Annotated in this window: 16 protein-coding genes; 4 read left to right on the top strand and 12 right to left on the bottom strand. The window is 60.7% G+C overall.

The window, feature by feature from the left end:
• Positions 1 to 17: 17 nt before the first annotated feature.
• The 8 genes from tldD to mreB all read right to left on the bottom strand — a co-directional run bounded on the left by tldD (position 18) and on the right by mreB (position 10911).
• Positions 18 to 1460: a metalloprotease TldD gene (tldD, locus tag ABYA88_RS02860; RefSeq protein WP_373185346.1), complete on the bottom strand. Its 1443-nt coding sequence runs from the start codon at positions 1458 to 1460 to the stop codon at positions 18 to 20.
• Positions 1461 to 2312, bottom strand: coding sequence for a carbon-nitrogen hydrolase family protein (locus ABYA88_RS02865; protein WP_373185348.1), 852 nt, complete (start codon positions 2310 to 2312; stop codon positions 1461 to 1463).
• A gap of 5 nt (positions 2313 to 2317) precedes the next feature.
• On the bottom strand, positions 2318 to 6187 hold the full coding sequence (locus tag ABYA88_RS02870) for a YhdP family protein (protein ID WP_373185350.1): 3870 nt from the start codon (positions 6185 to 6187) through the stop codon (positions 2318 to 2320).
• 14 nt (positions 6188 to 6201) lie between these two features.
• A complete protein-coding gene (rng, locus tag ABYA88_RS02875; RefSeq protein ID WP_373185352.1) occupies positions 6202 to 7659 on the bottom strand; it encodes a ribonuclease G in 1458 nt (485 codons plus the stop codon).
• Positions 7660 to 7726: 67 nt separating this feature from the next.
• Positions 7727 to 8359, bottom strand: a complete 633-nt coding sequence (locus tag ABYA88_RS02880; protein ID WP_373185354.1) for a nucleoside triphosphate pyrophosphatase — start codon at positions 8357 to 8359, stop codon at positions 7727 to 7729.
• Positions 8349 to 8822, bottom strand: coding sequence for a rod shape-determining protein MreD (mreD, locus tag ABYA88_RS02885; RefSeq protein ID WP_373185356.1), 474 nt, complete (start codon positions 8820 to 8822; stop codon positions 8349 to 8351). Before mreD ends, ABYA88_RS02880 begins: the two co-directional genes overlap by 11 nt.
• Positions 8812 to 9744, bottom strand: a complete 933-nt coding sequence (gene mreC / locus ABYA88_RS02890) for a rod shape-determining protein MreC (RefSeq protein WP_373185358.1) — start codon at positions 9742 to 9744, stop codon at positions 8812 to 8814. The genes mreD and mreC overlap by 11 nt, the downstream gene beginning before the upstream one ends.
• Positions 9745 to 9873: 129 nt before the next feature.
• Positions 9874 to 10911, bottom strand: coding sequence for a rod shape-determining protein MreB (gene mreB / locus ABYA88_RS02895; RefSeq protein ID WP_096344701.1), 1038 nt, complete (start codon positions 10909 to 10911; stop codon positions 9874 to 9876).
• 322 nt (positions 10912 to 11233) lie between these two features.
• On the opposite strand from mreB, the gene gatC reads away from it, so the two are divergent.
• The 3 genes from gatC (at position 11234) to gatB (ending at position 14518) form a co-directional block, all read left to right on the top strand.
• Positions 11234 to 11521 carry an Asp-tRNA(Asn)/Glu-tRNA(Gln) amidotransferase subunit GatC gene (gene gatC, locus ABYA88_RS02900; protein WP_373185360.1) on the top strand — a complete coding sequence of 96 codons (288 nt, stop codon included), beginning with the start codon at positions 11234 to 11236 and terminating at the stop codon, positions 11519 to 11521.
• 81 nt (positions 11522 to 11602) lie between these two features.
• Positions 11603 to 13054 carry an Asp-tRNA(Asn)/Glu-tRNA(Gln) amidotransferase subunit GatA gene (gene gatA, locus ABYA88_RS02905; RefSeq protein ID WP_373185362.1) on the top strand — a complete coding sequence of 484 codons (1452 nt, stop codon included), beginning with the start codon at positions 11603 to 11605 and terminating at the stop codon, positions 13052 to 13054.
• An 18-nt stretch (positions 13055 to 13072) separates the two neighbouring features.
• Positions 13073 to 14518, top strand: a complete 1446-nt coding sequence (gatB, locus tag ABYA88_RS02910) for an Asp-tRNA(Asn)/Glu-tRNA(Gln) amidotransferase subunit GatB (RefSeq protein ID WP_373185364.1) — start codon at positions 13073 to 13075, stop codon at positions 14516 to 14518.
• Between the two features lie 62 nt (positions 14519 to 14580).
• Here gatB and ABYA88_RS02915 read toward each other — a convergent pair whose 3' ends face one another.
• From ABYA88_RS02915 to ABYA88_RS02925, 3 genes are all read right to left on the bottom strand, one after another.
• Complete coding sequence (locus tag ABYA88_RS02915; protein WP_373185366.1) at positions 14581 to 15207, bottom strand: alternative oxidase; 627 nt, start codon at positions 15205 to 15207, stop codon at positions 14581 to 14583.
• A gap of 278 nt (positions 15208 to 15485) precedes the next feature.
• Positions 15486 to 16070 carry a YajG family lipoprotein gene (locus ABYA88_RS02920; RefSeq protein ID WP_373185368.1) on the bottom strand — a complete coding sequence of 195 codons (585 nt, stop codon included), beginning with the start codon at positions 16068 to 16070 and terminating at the stop codon, positions 15486 to 15488.
• A 55-nt stretch (positions 16071 to 16125) separates the two neighbouring features.
• On the bottom strand, positions 16126 to 16416 hold the full coding sequence (locus tag ABYA88_RS02925; RefSeq protein ID WP_373185370.1) for a PA4642 family protein: 291 nt from the start codon (positions 16414 to 16416) through the stop codon (positions 16126 to 16128).
• Between the two features lie 203 nt (positions 16417 to 16619).
• Here ABYA88_RS02925 and dauA point away from each other — a divergent pair, with 203 nt between their 5' ends.
• A complete protein-coding gene (gene dauA / locus ABYA88_RS02930) occupies positions 16620 to 18362 on the top strand; it encodes a C4-dicarboxylic acid transporter DauA (protein ID WP_373185372.1) in 1743 nt (580 codons plus the stop codon).
• A 30-nt stretch (positions 18363 to 18392) separates the two neighbouring features.
• On the opposite strand, the gene ABYA88_RS02935 is transcribed toward dauA, so the two are convergent.
• Entirely contained in the window at positions 18393 to 18947 is a 555-nt protein-coding gene (locus tag ABYA88_RS02935; RefSeq protein WP_373185374.1) for a hypoxanthine-guanine phosphoribosyltransferase, read from the bottom strand.
• Between the last annotated feature and the right edge of the window lie 137 nt (positions 18948 to 19084).

Below are 19084 nucleotides of genomic sequence, written 5' to 3' on the forward strand. Positions count from 1 at the left end.
TTGCAGGCGGTGGCTTTCTAGCCAGTGCCACCCACAGTGATCTGATCAATCTTGACAGTGGGCTGGCCCACTCCCACGGGCAGGGACTGGCCGTCCTTGCCGCAGGTGCCAACGCCGCTGTCCAGCGCCAGGTCATGCCCCACCATAGAGACCCGGTTCATTACTTCCGGGCCATTACCGATCAGCGTTGCGCCCTTGACCGGCGCGGTGATCTTGCCATCCTCGATCAGATAGGCTTCGCTGGTCGAAAAAACGAACTTGCCGCTGGTAATGTCGACCTGGCCGCCACCGAGATTGGCGCAGTAAATACCCTTCTTCACCGACCTGATGATGTCCTGCGGATCGCTCTCGCCGGCCAGCATGTAGGTGTTGGTCATCCGCGGCATCGGCAAGTGCGCGTAGGATTCACGGCGGCCATTGCCGGTTGCCGGCACGCCCATCAGGCGGGCATTGAGCTTGTCCTGCATGTAACCCTTGAGAATGCCGTTCTCGATCAGCGTGGTGCAGTTGGTCTGATTGCCCTCGTCGTCCATGCTCAGCGAGCCACGCCGACCCGGTAAAGTGCCGTCATCGACGATGGTGCACAGGCTGGAGGCGACCTTCTCGCCGACCCGCCCACTGTATGCCGAACTGCCCTTGCGGTTGAAATCGCCCTCCAGGCCGTGGCCGACAGCTTCATGCAGCAACACGCCTGACCAGCCGGGGGCCATGACTACCGGCATGCTGCCGGCCGGGGCCGGTATCGCGTCGAGGTTGACCACAGCCTGGCGTACCGCCTCACGCGCATAACCCATGGCGCGTTCTTCGGCGGCAAAGAAGCGATAATCGGTGCGTCCGCCACCGCCGGAACTGCCACGCTCGCGTCGACCGTTGTTTTCGATGATCACGCTGACATTCAGCCGTACCAACGGCCGGATATCACCGGCCCAGGTGCCATCACTGCAGGCAACCAACACGGTATCGTGCACGCCACCCATGCTCACTGAGACCTGGGTTATGCGCGAGTCAAGACTACGGGTATAAGCATCGAGCCGCTGCAGAAAAGCCACCTTGTCGGCCTGGGCCATGACATCAAGCGGATTGTCTGCCGCATACAGAGCAGTGCTATTGCCCCGGTCCCAGGCCTTGACGGTTCCGGTCTGCCCCGACCGGGCGATCGAGCGTGCCGCGCCGACTGCCTGGCTCAATGCCGGGAGTCGAATATCGTTACTGTAGGCAAAACCGGTTTTCTCACCCGATTGCGCGCGCACACCGACACCCTGATCGACATTGAAGCTGCCGTCCTTGACGATGCCGTCTTCCAGCACCCAGGACTCGCTGATCTGATGCTGAAAATACAGGTCCGCAGCATCCACGCCTGGCGCGGATACCAGTTGACCGAGCACGCCTGCAACGCTGTCAGGGTCGAGCTCGGCCGGCATCAGCAGGCGACTTTCCACTTGGGCTAGTACATTACTCATTCAGTCTGACTCCTTGGCGGCCGCGGCAATGGTGTCCGCGGGCACGAACCGCCGATGCCGGGCAACCGGCATCCGCGTACGAATAGTATTGAGGTGATCGGGATCAATGCTCGAGCAGAGCACCGCTTCGCCTTCGGTCAACGAAGCCTGAACATTACCCCAGGGATCGATAAGGCAGCTATGGCCAAAGGTCTCACGGCCGCCCGGGTGGCGCCCACCCTGGTTGGCCGCCAGAATGTAACACTGGGTTTCGATCGCCCGGGCGCGCAGCAATACCTCCCAATGCGCCGCGCCGGTGACCGCAGTGAAGGCCGAGGGTACCACTATCAACTCGGCTCCGGCGCGGCTCAACGCAAGGTAGAGTTCGGCGAAGCGCAGGTCGTAACAGATACTCAGCCCCACCCGACCGACAGGTGTATCGACGCACACCACCGAGTCGCCATAATCATAATCCCGGGACTCGCGATAGCTACGATGATTGTCGGCCACGTCGACGTCGAACAGGTGCAGCTTGTCATACCGCGCAACCTCCTCGCCCTGGTCGTCGAACACCAGGCAACAGGCCATCGGCTTCTCTCCGCGGGCACGGGGCAGTGGAATGCTGCCGCCAATCAGCCAGATCCCGTGCAGGCTTGCCTGGTCGGCCAGAAAGCGGGTAATCGGCTGCTGCCCGGAAAACTCTTGTTCGGCAATTCCCTGCAGGCTGCGGTTACCGAATGCGGCAAAACACTCGGGCAGCAGCACCAGCTTCGCGCCCGCTTCTGCGGCCTCGGCGATCAGGGGTGCCGCCTGGTCCAGATTAGCCTGGACGTCGGGGCCACTGATCATCTGTATCGCTGCTACCTGATGCATGCTGATCACTCCTCGAGGGCCGCCTCGTTATCAAAGGCTCGGTCGAATTCGACAGTGGGCTGCTGCCAGTCACCGCTAACGCGGTACTTGACCGAAGCGAAGCGCGCCACACTGTCACCGAATATCTTATCTGCCAGGAACAGTACCCCGCCGATATAGGGCGCGCCGGCAATAATAGCTGCCAGCGGCAGATTATTGGTTACCGGCAAGGTTACCAGCATCCCCATGTCAATGCTGCGCGCCGGCAAATCAATCTGGCCGTCGAGTTGCATTTTTGCGCCTGGGCCGTCCATCACCAGTGGGCTGCGGGTACGCATGACGCCGTCGGTCAGAGCCAGGTCAGCAATCAGCGTGTCGTAGGCGGTGCCGCGACCGAACAGGTCACTGAAATCCAGGCGCAGACGACGCGTCAACGCATTGAAGTTGAGCAGGCCGAATACCCGTAATGCACCGACCGAACCCTCACCGCTTTGCAGCGTGCCGTTGCGTGCATCAAGCTGCAGGCTACCGCTGCTGCGATTTAGCGCAAAAAACGCCGGCGAGCCAGGCCAACTCAGATCTGCGGTGGTGGAGAATCGCCGGCTCGTGACGGTAGGTGCGTATCCCCAGGCCTGCAATACCTCGCCTATATCACCCGTTTCCAGTGTGCCGCGGAACCGACTCGAAGGGCCTGCAGAGTACCAGTCCAGGTCACCGGCAAGCTTCAGCCCGCGCAAATTGATGTCCAGTCCGGTGATTCTGGCACCCGCGTCGGCAGGCCGCATCTGGAACCGCAACTGACCCACCGGCTCAGATCCCCAGAACAGCGTATCTACGTTCACATCCATGAGCGGCAATGCCTGCGGGTCCGCGCCGAGCAAGGGATCCTCGGCGACCAGCGGGCTGGCCAGCGCATCGACTCTGGGTTGCGCATCGCCCCGGGCGATATTCAGCCGCTGCATATTTACTACAATCGGCTCTGCGCGCAAATCCGGCAGCGTAATCTGTCCGCGCACGCGCGACTGATCGATATCGAAAATCCACCCCTGATCGCCTCTAACCCCGCTGACGGCCAAACTATCCAGGCTCTGACCGAGCCCGGTAAAGTTTTCCGCGCGCAAATCCAGCGTCCGTACCTGCTTTACTGCTGCGCTGACCCGCTCACCCGACTCCGTTGACGCCACATCCTGGCTGTCAATTGCCCACAGAGCGCGGTGCTCCTCGAACCATTGCTGCCATACGGCCAGGTCAAGCTGCTGGAAACGCGCTTGCAGACTCAGGCCAGACTCCGTACCAAGGGCCGGGACACCACTGCGATAACGAATGTCGCCACCCAGCTGCGTGGCGCCTGTCTGCACCAGACCGCGAAGATCCGGTCCGAGGTTGAATTCCCAGTTACCGCGTTCGCCCTCCAGGGTCAGCAACAACCTGCTGGGCAGTAATTGCTCTGCCGGCTTGACCAGGGAGCCTGGCAGACTGATAGTCGTGCCCTGCAGGTCACTGTCGATCTGCAGTGATGTGATACCCGCCCCAACTCTGCCCCGCGCCCGCCAGGGAAGCTCGCCGCTGATGAGCCCCGACGGAAGATCAGCAAGCACCGGCCACCCTTTCAGTTCCTCAATGCTGTGAAGACCACTGATTGTCGCTATCTGTGCGCCATCCTGACGGTCTATGGCGCCCGAGACAGTGCGGCCAAGAAACCGGCCGCCGAGATCAGCGGCTTGCAAGCCAGTCGAGGATGTATAGGCAAACCGCCCGGAAAGATCGTGCAGGGATGCCTGCAGCAACGGAATGGAAAGGCTCTGCGCGTCGAGTCTCCAGCTGCTGTCAACCGCGGGCACACCGCCGGCCTGCAACGGAAATTGCAGCTCTAACCGGCCTTGAACCTGGCCCTCACCGGTCCAGCCCTGCAGGTTGTCATCTGTCGCGGCGGCCAGCGGCGTCTCCTGCATCAAACGCAGCGCGTCCTGTAACGGGCCGGAAAAATCGCTCTCCACACTCAACTGCAAGCCGCCAGGTAGTTCGGGGTCCGTATTTACCCTGACATCGGCAAGCTCCGTGTTCCACAGCCGCGCAGCGGCCTGATCGACCAGCAGGTGCTGATTGTTCAGCCGCAGGATCCCACTGACCTGCTCGAGCCGAGGCCAGCGGGGATCGAATTCCAGGCTACCCGAATCGAATTGCGCAAACAGGGACAGTTTTCGCTCATCGGCTGTCGCCTTGCGTCCGAGCGAGCCACGATACTCGAAGATGGCCAACGGCACGTTGCCATCAATTTCGGCCTGATCCAACCATCGGGCCAGCCTCGGATTGAAGGCTGGCGACAGGGTGGGCAGGTAACGCTGACTGAATCTTGCCAGCGAATCATTCAGCGCAACCCTGAGCTCCATCGTCGGCGCCACGTCGCTCAGTGGGAGGTGCAACCGAAGTGCAGCTGCTGCCATGCCCTCTTCACCCCGTATGCGCATGCCGGGCGCATGCAACCGCAAACCGTCCGAGTCCGACCACTGCCAGTTCATGCGGCCCACCAACTCTTGGTAAGCCCATTTATCGGGAAACAGTCGGGGCAGATGTATCGTCCAGTCATCACTGGACACTCTCAGCTCACCTCGCGCCGGGCTGCCGATCAGGCTGCCACTGATTCCCTGGACTGCAGGAGCTCCCTGCCAGGCGGCTACGCTGACATCGTCGAGCATCGTACTCAGGCTTATGCTCTGCCAATCGCTTGCCGACCCGCTGCCCTGCAGCGAAACCGCCGTCAGCGCACCGCTTGGCGCCAGACTGGCGAGAGCGGCTGAAGCGCGTTCGGGTAGGCGCTGTGTGGGAACCATCTGTGCCAACAGACCGAGCGACAACCGGTCAGCCTGGAATTGCCATTGCTTACTGGTGGTATCGCGCTGGAACGTCATGCGGCTGACTGGCCACTGCTGCTCACCCAGATCGAAGCTCAGCCCCTGCACCCGGAGCCGCTGACGCTCTCCCAGATCCAATGCAAATTCGGCGACCAGATCGCGCAATCCCGGCATGCCCGGTTCTTGCTCCAACCGCACCAGCGGTGCGTCGAGCCGGCCGCGCAGGTACTGCAATTGCTGTCCCTGCCAGCCGCCCCAGAACTGCCCGCCAGCTACGATCTGGTCCAGCCGGACCAGCTCCAGCCAGGACTGCGGCAGCTGTTCCGCCCAGTCAATCGGCGGCAGATCGATATAGAAACCCACTGACATGTCCTGCCAACGGTCTCCGTCCGGTAGGGCGCTGAACTGCCAGCTGACGCTACGTCCCTCAGGCAGGTCCACCCTGCCATCCAGTCGGTGCCAGCCGGGACCGTTGAGCAGGGTTATCTGGCCTTCTCGAAAAACCCATTGGGGCCGGTCCTCGGGACTGATCACGATGCGTGTATCGAGCAGGGTTATTCGCCGCTGCTCGAACAGCATCTTCAATCCGGCATCCAGGTCGTAATCACCCGCCGGGCGGGCGCCCAGGCCATGCAGCCGCCACCGTCCCCGCGCATCCTCGATCAATTCCAGCTCTAGCCCTTCGATCTGCAGCGCATCCATGACCAGCTGACGCTGCCAGAGGCTGGTCCAGACATCGATACGGGCCGTGACGTTATCCAGGGCCAGGAGCGTAGGACTGGCTGGATCGTGCTGCTCGTGGACGCGCAAACCGCGCATCTCCAGTACCGGCTGCCAACCCTGCATCTCGCCACGCAACTCATCCAGGGAGATGAATCGGCCGGTATTCTCCTGTGCCCAGGTCAGCAGTTCTTCGCGGTAGTCAGCGATTGCCGGAACGAACTGCCGGCCCAGACTCACGTAAGCGGCAGCCGCCAGCAGCCAGACCACCAGCATGACGATCAACCCATCGAGGATACGGATCAACCAGCGTTGACTGGGCATGGATCAGGCCGACATCACATCAGCACCACATCGTACTGTTCCTGGGTGTAGACGGTTTCCACCTGGAAGCGAATGGGGCGTTCGATGAAGATTTCCAGCTCGGCTACATTGCCCGACTCCTCGTCCAGCAGACGGTCGATAACTGCCTGCGACGCGAGAACCGTGTAGGCTCCGGCCTGATAGGCACGAGCCTCACGGAGGATCTCGCGGAAAATCTCGTAACAGACACTTTCCGGCGTCTTCTGTATGCCGCGCCCGGTACAGCAGGGGCAGGCCTCGCAGAGTATCTGCTCGAGACTTTCACGGGTGCGTTTGCGGGTCATCTGCACCAGGCCGAGCTCGGTGATGCCGATGATGTTGGTCTTGGCGTGATCGCGCTCCAGTTGTTTTTCCAGCGTCCGCAATACCTGGCGCTGGTGCTCTTCGTCGACCATATCGATGAAGTCGATAATGATGATGCCACCCAGGTTGCGCAGTCGCAGCTGCCGGGCAATCGCCATCGCGGCTTCCAGGTTGGTCTTGAAGATGGTTTCCTCGAGATTGCGGTGGCCGACGAATGCACCGGTATTCACATCGATGGTTGCCATGGCTTCGGTCTGGTCGATCACCAGATGGCCGCCGGATTTGAGCATGACACGCCGCTCCAGTGCCCTCTGGATCTCGTCCTCGATTCCGTATAGATCAAAGATCGGTCGCTCGCCCGGGTAATGTTCCAGGTATTTCTGTACCGCCGGCATCAGCTCCTGGACGAAAACCTCGACTTTCTGAAAGGTCTCGCGTGAGTCGACACGAATCTTTTCCGTGCGCGGGCTGACCAGATCGCGCAACGTGCGCAGGGCCAGCGGCAGGTCCTCGTAAATCACAGATGGCGACGCTGCGACCTTGGTCTGTTGCGAAATCTGCAACCAGAGGCGGCGCACATAGCGGATATCGGCGAGTATCTCTTCTTCCCGGGCAGCTTCGGCAGCAGTGCGCAGAATGAAGCCGCCCGCCTCGTCGATCCCTTCGGTTTCGACGCACGCGGCCACCACCTGCTTGAGGCGCTCGCGCTCGTCTTCATCCTCGATTTTCAGAGAAATACCGACATGGGAGGTGCGTGGCATGTAAACGAGAAAACGCGAGGGTATCGACAGGTGCGTGGTCAGACGCGCACCCTTGGTGCCGATCGGATCCTTGGTTACCTGGACGACCAGAGCCTGGCCCTCGTGCAACAGTGCATTGATTGCCTCGACCGCCTGCCCTTCCCGATCCGAGACTTCCGAGGCATGTATGAAAGCGGCACGTTCCAGGCCGATGTCGACAAAAGCCGCCTGCATCCCCGGCAGCACACGCACTACCTTGCCCTTGTAGATATTGCCCACAATGCCGCGGCGCATGGTGCGCTCGATATGCACTTCCTGCAGCACGCCGTTCTCCACCAGGGCAACCCGGGTTTCCATCGGCGTGATATTGATCAGTATTTCTTCGCTCACAGGCTCTGCTCTCCACACCAGATCACCAGGAAGCGGCGTCGATCGCGATACTCTGGCGACCTGGATATTATGCTTGCGATGATCCGGATGCGTTTTCCGCCTCGAGGCCTTGCCAATAACCGATACCATACTCGGCCAACAACTGCACCGTCTCTGGCAGCGGCAGCCCGACTACTGCGCTGTAACTCCCCTCTATCGCACTGACGAAAACCGCACCCAGACCCTGGATGGCATAACCGCCGGCCTTATCCGCTGGCTCCCCGGTGGCCCAATAGGCTGTTATCTCTGGCTCTTCAATCGGGCGAAAAAAGACCTGCGTATCCACCCTGACCACTTTCATTCGCTCCGCGCTTGCTACCGCAACCGCGGTCATGACCCTGTGTACACGGCCGGACAATGCACGCAGCATTGTAGCCGCGTGCCCCTCATCCAGGGGCTTGCCGAGAATCCGGCCATCAACGACTACCACTGTATCGGCTGCCAGCACCACGGCGCCATGCGGCACCTGTGCCTGACCTGCCACGGCCTTGGCCCGGGTAACCCGCGCCACATAGTGTTCGGCGGCTTCGCCGGCAAGCACGCTTTCATCAATGCTGCAGCCAAACTGCTGATGCACGATACCGACCTGGGTCAACAGCGCACTGCGTCGCGGTGATGCGGAAGCGAGATACAATGGCGAGCAACCGGTATCAGAGTACATGAAAGCGCTTGCGAACAACGTGGAGTACCGAATATACCCAAGGCCACAGGATGGCGCTGACCACGGCCGGAAAAAGAAACAGCAACGTTGGCGGGCGATTTCCGGTCAGACTGTTGAGCCACAGCAGCAGCATCTGCGCGATCCCCAGCACCGGCAGCATCACCAGGCTCTGCTGCCAGAGCGGGAAACGCCGTATCCGCTGGTGTAGCAGAAGAATCATCCATGCGACCAGCGTCATCACCAGCGCATGCTGGCCAAACAGCTGGCCATAGAGTACGTCGGTGGCCAGACCCGTTACCCAGGCCGTCAGCAGACCGACACGGTGGGGCAATGCCATGACCCAGTATGCCAGCACCATCGCCAGCCACATCGGCCTTCCCATCTCCAGCATTGCAGGCATCGGCATCACGCTCAGAAGCAGTGCCACGACAAAGGTCAGGCCGATGATCAGGCTACTGCGCATCACTGCTCTCCTGCTCGCCCTGAGTGGTCGGTTCTGCGTCGGCACCATCCGACTCATTATTCACCGCAGAATCTGGTAACTCCGATTGGGGTACCGGTGGATCCAGATCAAGCGCGGGCACCACTTCCCCATAGCCGGACTCGGCGCTGAAGACCAGCAGCATGTATCGGCTGCGATTAAGCTGCGCGGTGGGCGCTACACGCACATCGGCGAACGGTTGAGCGGGATCCTGACTGACCGAGATCACCCGACCCACCGGATATCCTGCGGGAAAGCGCTGCCCCAGGCCCGAACTGACCAGGATGTCGCCCACCCGGATGTCCGCGGTGTCGCCAATGAAACGCAACTCCAGCCATTCGTTGTTACCTGTCCCGCTGGCAATCGCGCGCAGGCCATTGCGGTTCACCTGGACCGGTAAGCTGTGGGTAGCGTCGGTGATCAGCAGAATCCGTGCGGTGTATGGCATGACCTCCACCACCTGACCCATCAGGCCGGTGGCATCAAGCACCGGCTGCCCGAGAAACACGCCATCACGTTCCCCCTTGTTGATCAGAATACGCTGGGTAAAGGGGTTCGGGTCGACACCGACCAGTTCGGAAACCAGCACTCTTTCGTCGACCAGTGAGGAGGAATTGAGCAGTTCGCGCAGACGCACGTTCTGTTCTGTCAGCGCTGCGAGCTTCTGCAGCTTGCGCTTGGTGAGCAGAGCCTCGGCGCGCAACCGTTCGTTCTCGGCGAGCAGATCAACCCTGCTGGCCAGCAGTTGGTAGCCAGTGTTCCAGGCCCGCACGGGGAAATCCGCCGCGTAATAGACCGGGGTCAATAGCAGATTCAAGTGCGAGCGCAACGGCTGCAACGCGGCAACCCGGGCATCGACCACCATCAGCGCTATGGAAAGCACCGACAGGACCAATACCCTCACGCCCAGCGAAGGACCTTTGATAAACAGCGGTTTGATGGCGAGCTCCTCTCAGCTGCAAGCCTCGGCCTGTCAGCGGAAATCCTGCCAGGCAGCGGCTGACCGCCTGCGGATGCGCTGGCCGGCATCTGGTCACTCGGTAGAGAGCAGATCCATGGTGTGCTGATCCATCATTTCCAATGCCTTGCCGCCACCGCGGGCGACACAGGTGAGCGGCTCTTCTGCCACGATCACCGGCAAGCCGGTTTCCTGGGTCAGGAGCTTGTCCAGGTCACGCAGCAACGCACCGCCGCCGGTCAGGATCAGGCCGCGTTCGGCGATATCCGAAGCCAGCTCCGGCGGAGACTGTTCCAGGGCGCTCTTGACCGCCTGGACGATGGTCGCCAGCGACTCCTGCAGCGCCTCGAGAACTTCGTTGGAATTCAGCGTGAAGGCACGCGGCACGCCTTCGGCCAGGTTGCGGCCGCGAACGTCGACTTCAAGCACTTCACCACCAGGGAAGGCGACACCGATTTCTTGCTTGATGCGTTCAGCCGTCGATTCGCCGATCAGGCTGCCATAGTTGCGACGCACATAGGTCACGATCGCTTCGTCGAAGCGGTCACCACCGACTCTGACCGACTCGGCATAGACCACGCCGTTGAGTGAAATCAGCGCGATCTCGGTTGTACCGCCACCGATATCCACAACCATCGAGCCACGGGCTTCTTCAACCGGCAGTCCGGCACCGATTGCAGCTGCCATCGGTTCCTCGATCAAAAACACTTCGCGGGCACCGGCTCCCAGCGCAGATTCGCGAATTGCACGACGCTCGACTTGGGTAGACTTGCACGGCACGCAGATCAGCACCCGCGGACTTGGCTGGATAAAGCTGTTTTCGTGCACCTTGTTGATGAAGTACTGCAACATCTTTTCGCATACGCTGAAGTCGGCAATCACGCCGTCCTTCATCGGTCGGATCGCCTGGATATTTCCTGGCGTTCGGCCGAGCATGCGCTTGGCGTCGGTACCGACCGCCACTACACTTTTCTGGTTGCCGTGAGTGCGAATAGCCACTACGGAGGGTTCGTTGAGTACAATGCCGCGGTCGCGGACATAGATAAGCGTATTGGCAGTGCCCAGGTCGATGGACAAATCACTGGAAAACATGCCGCGGATTTTTTTGAACATGCGTTGAGTACACCCTAGGACGCGTGGGTTAATCGTAATAGAAACACTGATAAGCTATCTGTCGGCTGAGCCTGGCCACCCCGAGAATGCATTCGCAGGGGACGAGCGGCCTAACTGGCAGGGCGGCGATAATGGTTGCGCTCGCAGGTAGCTGATCGGTACTTCCAGAAGTGTCGCAACTCTAACAACGGCGGGGTTTTTGGGCAAGGCGAGACTGTGGTAAATTCGTCCCTTTGTCCGGTTTTATGCGACAAAACCACCATATGTTGAGCACATCAGGTAAATTCAGCCGGCTCAGCCCTGTTTCACGGAGAACAGCACCATGGCATTAGACCGCAAGGCGGTGGAAGATATCGCCCACCTGGCCCGGATAGCCCTGAACGAGGATGACATTCCTGCCACCACGGCCAAACTCTCCGGCATTCTCGACCTGATCGACCGCATGCAGGCGGTCGACACCGCTGGTGTTGCACCACTCGCGCACCCCCTGGAAACGACACAGCGTCTGCGCGCCGACCAGGTCACCGAGACCAACCAGCGCGACGCACTGCAGGCTATCGCGCCCGCTACAGAGGATGGGCTCTATCTTGTGCCCCGCGTCATAGAGTGAAACGTCCCAAACCATATCGAGCCCCAGTCAGCGGCACCATGCCATTGCGCACCCGGCTGCGCCCAGCAATGAGACAATCCCATGCATGAGCACACCCTGGCCCAGCTCTCCCGGGCCTTGCAGAGCAAGACACTGTCCAGTGTCGAACTAACCGAGCACTACCTCAAGCGCATCGAGCAACTGGACCCACTACTCAACAGTTTTATCACCGTGGCCCCCGAGCTGGCTCTGGCCCAGGCCAAGGCGGCAGACGCGCGCATCGCCGGCGGCACAGCCACCGCGCTGACGGGTATCCCGCTGGCGCACAAGGATTTGTTCTGCACCACGGGCCTGCGCACCAGCTGCGGCTCGAAGATGCTCGACAATTTTATCGCGCCCTATGAGTCGTCAGTGACTTCCCGTTTTATCGACGCTGGAGCAGTGACACTGGGCAAGACCAACATGGACGAGTTCGCAATGGGCTCCTCCACCGAGTCGAGCTTTTACGGCCCGACACGCAACCCCTGGAATACTGAGCATGTGCCAGGTGGCTCTTCCGGAGGCTCGGCCTCGGCTGTTGCCGCTCGCCTGTGCGCCGCCGCCACCGGCACCGATACGGGCGGTTCGATCCGCCAGCCCGCCGGCTTCACTGCGCTGACCGGCCTCAAGCCGACCTATGGCCGGGTGTCTCGCTGGGGCATGATCGCCTATGCCTCCAGCCTCGACCAGGCCGGCCCGATGGCACGTACCGCCGAGGACTGCGCCCTGATGATGCAGGTGATGGCCGGCTTCGACGAGCGTGATTCGACCAGCGTCGACGTGCCGGTGGCCGATTACAGCGCAGGGCTGAACGACTCGCTGAAGGGCCTTCGCATCGGCTTGCCCAAGGAATATTTCAGCGATGGTCTGGACGCCGAGACCGCCGACGCAATCCATGCTGCGGTCAAACAGTTCCAGTCCCTGGGCGCTGAGGTCAAAGAGATCAGCCTGCCCAATGCCGAACTGGCGATTCCGGCCTACTACGTTATCGCGCCCGCTGAAGCTTCCTCCAACCTGTCACGCTTTGATGGCGTGCGCTTCGGCTACCGCTGTGAAGATCCGGCGGACCTGACCGACCTGTACAAGCGCTCGCGTGGCGAGGGCTTCGGGCCGGAGGTGAAGCGGCGCATCATGGTTGGCGCCTATGCGCTGTCGGCCGGTTATTACGATGCCTACTACCTGCAGGCACAAAAGATCCGTCGTCTGATCAAGAATGACTTCATGGCAGCCTATGAAGAGGTCGATGTCATCCTCTGCCCGACTTCGCCAACGCCCCCGTTCAAGATCGGCGAGAAGATCGACGACCCTGTCAGCCTGTATCTGACCGATATCTACACCATCACCGCCAACCTGGCCGGCGTGCCAGGCGTCGCATTGCCAGCCGGCTTCGCCAACGGGCTGCCTTTGGGCATGCAGTTGCTGGGCAACTATTTCAGCGAAGCACGCCTGCTGAATATCGCACACCAATACCAGCAAGTGACTGACTGGCACAGCCGCGCTCCGGCCGGCTACTGAGAGGATCGAGAACAGACTATGCAATGGGAAATTGTTATCGGCCTGGAAATCCATGCCCAGCTCACCACCGCTTCGAAGATCTTTTCCGGCAGCGCAACCGCCTTTGGCGCCGAGCCCAACACCCAGGCCAGCCTGATTGACCTGGGCATGCCGGGCACGCTGCCGGTGCTCAATGCCCAGGCGGTACGTAATGCGGTCAAGTTCGGCCTGGCGATCAACGCCGAGATTGCGCCGACCAACGTGTTTGCGCGCAAGAACTACTTTTACCCCGACCTGCCCAAGGGTTACCAGATCAGCCAGATGGACCTGCCGATCGTCGGCAAGGGGTTTGTCGACATCACCCTCGACGACGGCACCATCAAGCGCGTCGGGGTCACCCGCGCGCATCTGGAAGAAGATGCGGGCAAGAGTCTGCACGAAGACTACCACGGCATGAGCGGTATCGATCTGAACCGCGCGGGCACGCCGCTACTGGAAATCGTGTCCGAGCCGGACATGCGCAGCGCCAAGGAAGCGGTGGCCTATGCCAAGACCATGCACTCGCTGGTGCGTTACCTGGGCATCTGTGACGGCAACATGGCCGAAGGTTCGCTGCGCTGCGACTGTAACGTATCGATCAGGCCCAAGGGTCAGGAGGCCTTCGGCACACGCTGCGAGATCAAGAACGTCAACTCCTTCCGCTTTATCGAGAAGGCGATCAACACCGAGGTCCAGCGCCAGATCGAGCTGATCGAGGACGGTGGCACGGTGACTCAGGAAACGCGCCTGTACGACCCGAACAAGGACGAGACCCGTTCGATGCGCAGCAAGGAAGAAGCCAATGATTACCGCTACTTCCCCGACCCCGATCTGCTGCCTGTGGTGATCGAGCCGGCATTTCTTGAGGAGATCCGCGCGGAATTGCCGGAACTGCCGCAACAGAAGCGCGAACGCTTCGAAAGCCAGTTTGATCTGTCTGCCTACGATGCCAGCGTGCTGTCGGCCCAGCGCGAGCTGGCCGATTACTTCGAGCAGGTCCAGCAGGCATGCGGCGATGCCAAGCTGGCCGCCAACTGGGTCATGGGCGAGCTGTCCAGTCTGCTCAACCGCGAAGATCTGGATATCAGCCAGTCACCTGTCACCGCTTCCCAACTGGGCGGCATGATCGCGCGGATCAAGGACAACACCATATCCGGCAAGATCGCCAAGACGGTGTTCGAGGCGATGGCTTCGGGTGAAGGCGACGCCGACGAGATCATCGAGAAACGCGGTCTCAAGCAGGTCACCGACACGGGCGCGATCGACGCGATGCTCGACGAAGTGCTGGCAGCCAATGCTGAACAGGTCGAACAGTACCGCGCCAGCGACGAGAACAAGCGTGGCAAGATGTTCGGCTTCTTCGTCGGCCAGGCGATGAAGGCATCGAAGGGCAAGGCCAACCCGCAACAGGTCAACGAACTGCTACGCAAGAAGCTCGAAGGCTGAAACAACTGCCGGAAGGGCGGGTTGCGGGCGCAAGCCCGGAGCCCGCTGCTAACGCCGGCCTGTCAGGCTGTTTTCGCCTGCAGAGTGTCGGCAAAACCATGATTCACATCGCGGTGCCCAGCCTCGTCTGCGCGCACCGCCACTATCACCTCGCGCAAACGCGCATCGGCTGGCAGATCCCAGTAGTCGATGGCCAGCTGCGGTGCCGGTATGTTCTCGTAGGTGCCGTTATCCACCCCCTCCAGATACTGCGTATAGCTGTAGACAGCCTCCTCCTCGAGGTAACCGACAATACGGTGCGCCGTGCGTGAAGAACACAGATAGAGGATGAAGAACAGGTTGTAGAAAACTCCCTGGGCGATAATCACCAGCGCCCGCTCCAACCGTGATGGCTGGGCAATCTGCACGAACGTCAGCAGGTGCATCCGTTCGTTTTCCGCTTCCTCCAGCAGTTGATGGATCCAGCCGTCGTCATCCTTCATCCGCCGCAGCGAATTCAGATGCTGGATCGCTCCGCCGACCATTCCGGGCACTGCGGCAATCGTTTCCAGCACGACGGCCCGATTTCCATACCGATTGGAGAAAAATGCATCGGCAAAGAAACGCATGAATCTCACCGTCCCGAGGGCGATCCTATCGGATAGACACCCGGGCGCATGATGTTGCAGTAACTTCTGTTTCTCAGCCATTCATTCACCTCTGCTTAGAACCACATTGTCCCTTTCCGGCAAAACAATAGACACAGACCGATTGTCGCACCTCTCAAGGCCCCTGCCCGACCCTTCAAGACATCTTGGGTGTTGGCGCCATGAAACGCGGCGAAAGACGCGCAGAGTCTGATACAGCAGAGATAGCCGAGCGTGATGCAATGCTCAGAGATTCAACTTCGAAGGAGGTCAAGGACTGACCTGAAAGTGCGCAAATGGCAGGGCTGAAGCGCTGGAGGCGCTCTGCAGCCCGCCGGGGGTCAGCGCTGCAGCACGCGGATTATTTCTGCATCCTTGAAGACGCGCGTCAGCGCATCGCTCATTACTTCGCTGACCAGTCGGGTATTGGTTGCCTGATTGGGCGCGTAGCCAAAGCGATGTTGTGCGGATGCACCGTAGCGGCCCTGGTAACGATTATTGGCTGCCTGCGCCTCGGCGACGAAGGTGGCGGCAATATTCGCCTCGGTAACATAGGTTGATACCGAAGGCGTCTGGTACTTGAGCTCGGCCAGGCTGACAGTCAGGTTATTCGCGTTGGGAGTGCCCTCGGGCACGATATCGAAGCCCAACTGCCGCAGCGACTGCTCCACCTGCTGGCGAATCTTGGGCAGGGTTTCCTCACTGATAGTAATACTGCTGGAGTCAGGGTAGATACCGCCCCTCGTTCCGAGGATCTTGGAAGAACGGGTATCGCGCACCGAGACCACCACCGGCTGCCGACTTGCCACCGCATTCAGCGGAACCTGCACTTGCGGCTGCACACTGAGCTGCTGCGGACTGTGGGCGCAGCCCACCAGAACCAGCGCAAGGCCAGCGACCATTAGCATGGACAAACGATTCATCATGTTGACACTCCTGCAGGAAAGCGATGGGAAGGCATTAGCCGCTTCGGGCTTTGCGTCAGTGTGCGCCCGCGCGCTCCAGCGCAGCAATATAATCCTCGGCCTGAGCGTGTTCGCGGATATTCTGCAGAAAAGTTTTGTCCTGCGCGTCGCGCGCGTCAAGATCGAAACCCTCCTGCCGGAACATGTCGATAAAACGCTCGAAATCGTGGGCGCGCAGGCCGCGATAGGCCCGGGTGAGAATATGCTGTTCGACCGATTCGCCGGCGTAAGGCCGTGCACTCAAAAACGCGGCGATCTGTTCGTCCGTCATCGGCTCGCCGATTACCTTCTGCTTGTCTTTACGCACGTGCTACCCCTTCTCTGCCATAGGCTGAATTCGAATCGACGCATTGTACCCAGCCGAGGCACGCCTCACTAGGGGTTAACGCTCGCTCCTCTGACCAGGCCGCCAGCCTGCATGCTGGCGTTAAGTCCAATACGCATGATTGCAGGAGTATGCTATCAAGGGTTCCGATGCAGCTATCGGGCTTTCTCCGGGGAACATACAAAGTGGCTTCAGGTAAAAACCGCCGACCGGTCTTCTTCGCGGCCCTTCGCGAGAGCCTGGGAAAAGGCTATAGCCTGCAGATGCTGCGCGGCGATCTCGTCGCCGGCCTCACTGTAGGCATTATCGCCATCCCGCTGGCGATGGCCCTGGCGATCGCCGTAGGTGTGGCTCCCGAGCACGGACTCTATACCGGGATCGTTGGCGGCCTGATCATCGCACTCACCGGCGGTTCGCGTTTCAATATATCCGGGCCGACTGCGGCCTTCGTCGTGATCCTGCTGCCCATTACCCAGCAATACGGTATCGGCGGGCTCCTGCTGGTAACCGCGATGTCCGGTGTTATTCTGCTGATACTGGGTTTCGCGCGGATGGGCAATCTCATTCAGTTCGTCCCTTACCCGGTGGTCCTGGGGTTTACCGCAGGCATCGGAATAGTCATCGCCACGCTTCAGGTAAAGGACTTTTTCGGCTTGCATGGGGTGGGGCAGCATGAGGGCTATCTGAACCAGCTGCAGGCACTTGCGACCGCGCTGCCGGGCATCCAGGCCGGCGATACATTGGTCGGTGCGCTGACCCTGGGGGTGCTGATAGCCTGGCCATACCTGACCCGGCGCATACCCGGCCATCTCGTCGCGCTACTGGCGGGCAGCCTCCTGGCGGCTATCCTCCTCAACATGGATATGCAGGTTAGTACCCTGGGGTCGCGCTTCAGCTATGAGCTGGACGGCGTAACTCACGGGGGCATTCCGCCCTTTGCCCCCCGGTGGCTGCTCCCATGGACGCTGCCCGGCGCTGACGGGCAGCCGCTGATGATCAGTTTCAATCTGTTTCGCGAACTTCTGCCCTTCGCCCTGGCGGTGGCAATGCTTGGTGCGATCGAGTCCCTGCTGTGCGCGGTAGTCGCAGACGGGATGGCCAGCACCCGGCATGATCCCAATGTCGAGTTGATGGGTCAGGGTCTGGGCAATCTCGTGGTGCCGTTTTTTGGCGGCATACCTGCCACTGCGGCGATAGCGCGTACCGCGGCCAGCGTGCGCTCCGGTGCACGCACGCCAGTCGCGGCGGCGATACATGCACTGGTTATCCTGCTGGCAGTAGTTCTGCTGGCCGACCTGTTCTCCTACCTGCCAATGGCTTCACTGGCTGCCATGCTCCTGGTGGTCGCTTGGAACATGAGCGAGCTGCCGCATGTGCTGCGCATATTGCGGATCGGACCCAGACAGGACACCTGGGTCCTGCTCACCTGTCTGGTGCTCACGGTACTGTTCGATATGGTACTTGCGGTGGGGGTGGGTCTGCTGCTCGCTTCGGCCCTGTTCATCAAGCGGATGGTCGATCTGAGTCAAGGCAGTTCGATATCTTGTCACGGCAATCAGGCACTCGGCGACATGCCCGACAGCGTCGCGTTATATCAGATAGCCGGCCCGCTGTTCTTTGCCGCGGCGGACAAGGCACTGAGTGCGATGGCTCGTCATGATGAGCATATCCGCTACATGGTGATCGACATGCACGCCGTGCCCAGCATGGACATGAGCGCGCTGGTGATGTTTACCAAGGCACTGGAGCAACTGGAGCGCAGGGGAATCGAGGTCTACTTCGTCGGCGTCAACGCCCGGGTGCGCCAGAAACTGGCGCGCGCGGGTGTCAAAGCCATTGCTGGCACGCGCCTTTTCTTCCCCACCACCGAGCGCGCGGCGACGCTTATCCGGAAGCGACTTGCCGAAACTACGCCGGCGGTCGGGTGAGCCGTCGACGCAGCCCCACCTGCCGGCGGTTCATTCCGGGATGGCGAAAATCCCTGCCGCGTTGCGCCAGTATCCCTTGTAGTCCAGACCAAAGCCGAAGATGTAGCGATCAACTACGTCGAGCCCGGTAAAATCCGCGCGCATGCCCTCGTAAGCCTTGCGGTCATGCTGCTTGTCCAGCAGCACAGCGGTGAGTACCTGGGCAGCGCCGGCATCGCGACAGTATTCGGTTATCGCGTCAAGGGTGTGCCCCTCATCGAGAATGTCATCGATAATCAGTACCGTGCGCCCGACCAGGGAATGCTCGGCCCGGGCCTTCCAGAACAGCTCACCACCGGAGAGCTTGTTGCGGTAACGGGTGGCATGCAGGTACCCGACCTCCATAGGGAAATCCAGCCGGGTCACCAGCTGCCCGGCGATCACCAGCCCGCCGTTCATCACGCTGTAGACAATCGGATTGCTGTCCGCCAGGACGCGGTTGATTTCTGTGGCCATGCGATCCATCGCCGCTTCCACTTGGGCAGCGGTAAACAGACAATCTGCTTCGGCCATCACCTGCTTGATATGTTCCAGATCGACGGACATGCGCAATCTCCAAAGGGTCGCTGTTCAAAGGCTGGGCAAAATACTGATGTTGGCGCGCAAAGGCAAGCAAACCCGGTTGGCGCCCGCAACCGGGTGACCACAATGGCGCATTGGTTTAGGCTATAGCGCATTTCCCG

Source organism: Halopseudomonas sp. (assembly GCF_041579695.1).
GTDB lineage: Bacteria > Pseudomonadota > Gammaproteobacteria > Pseudomonadales > Pseudomonadaceae > Halopseudomonas.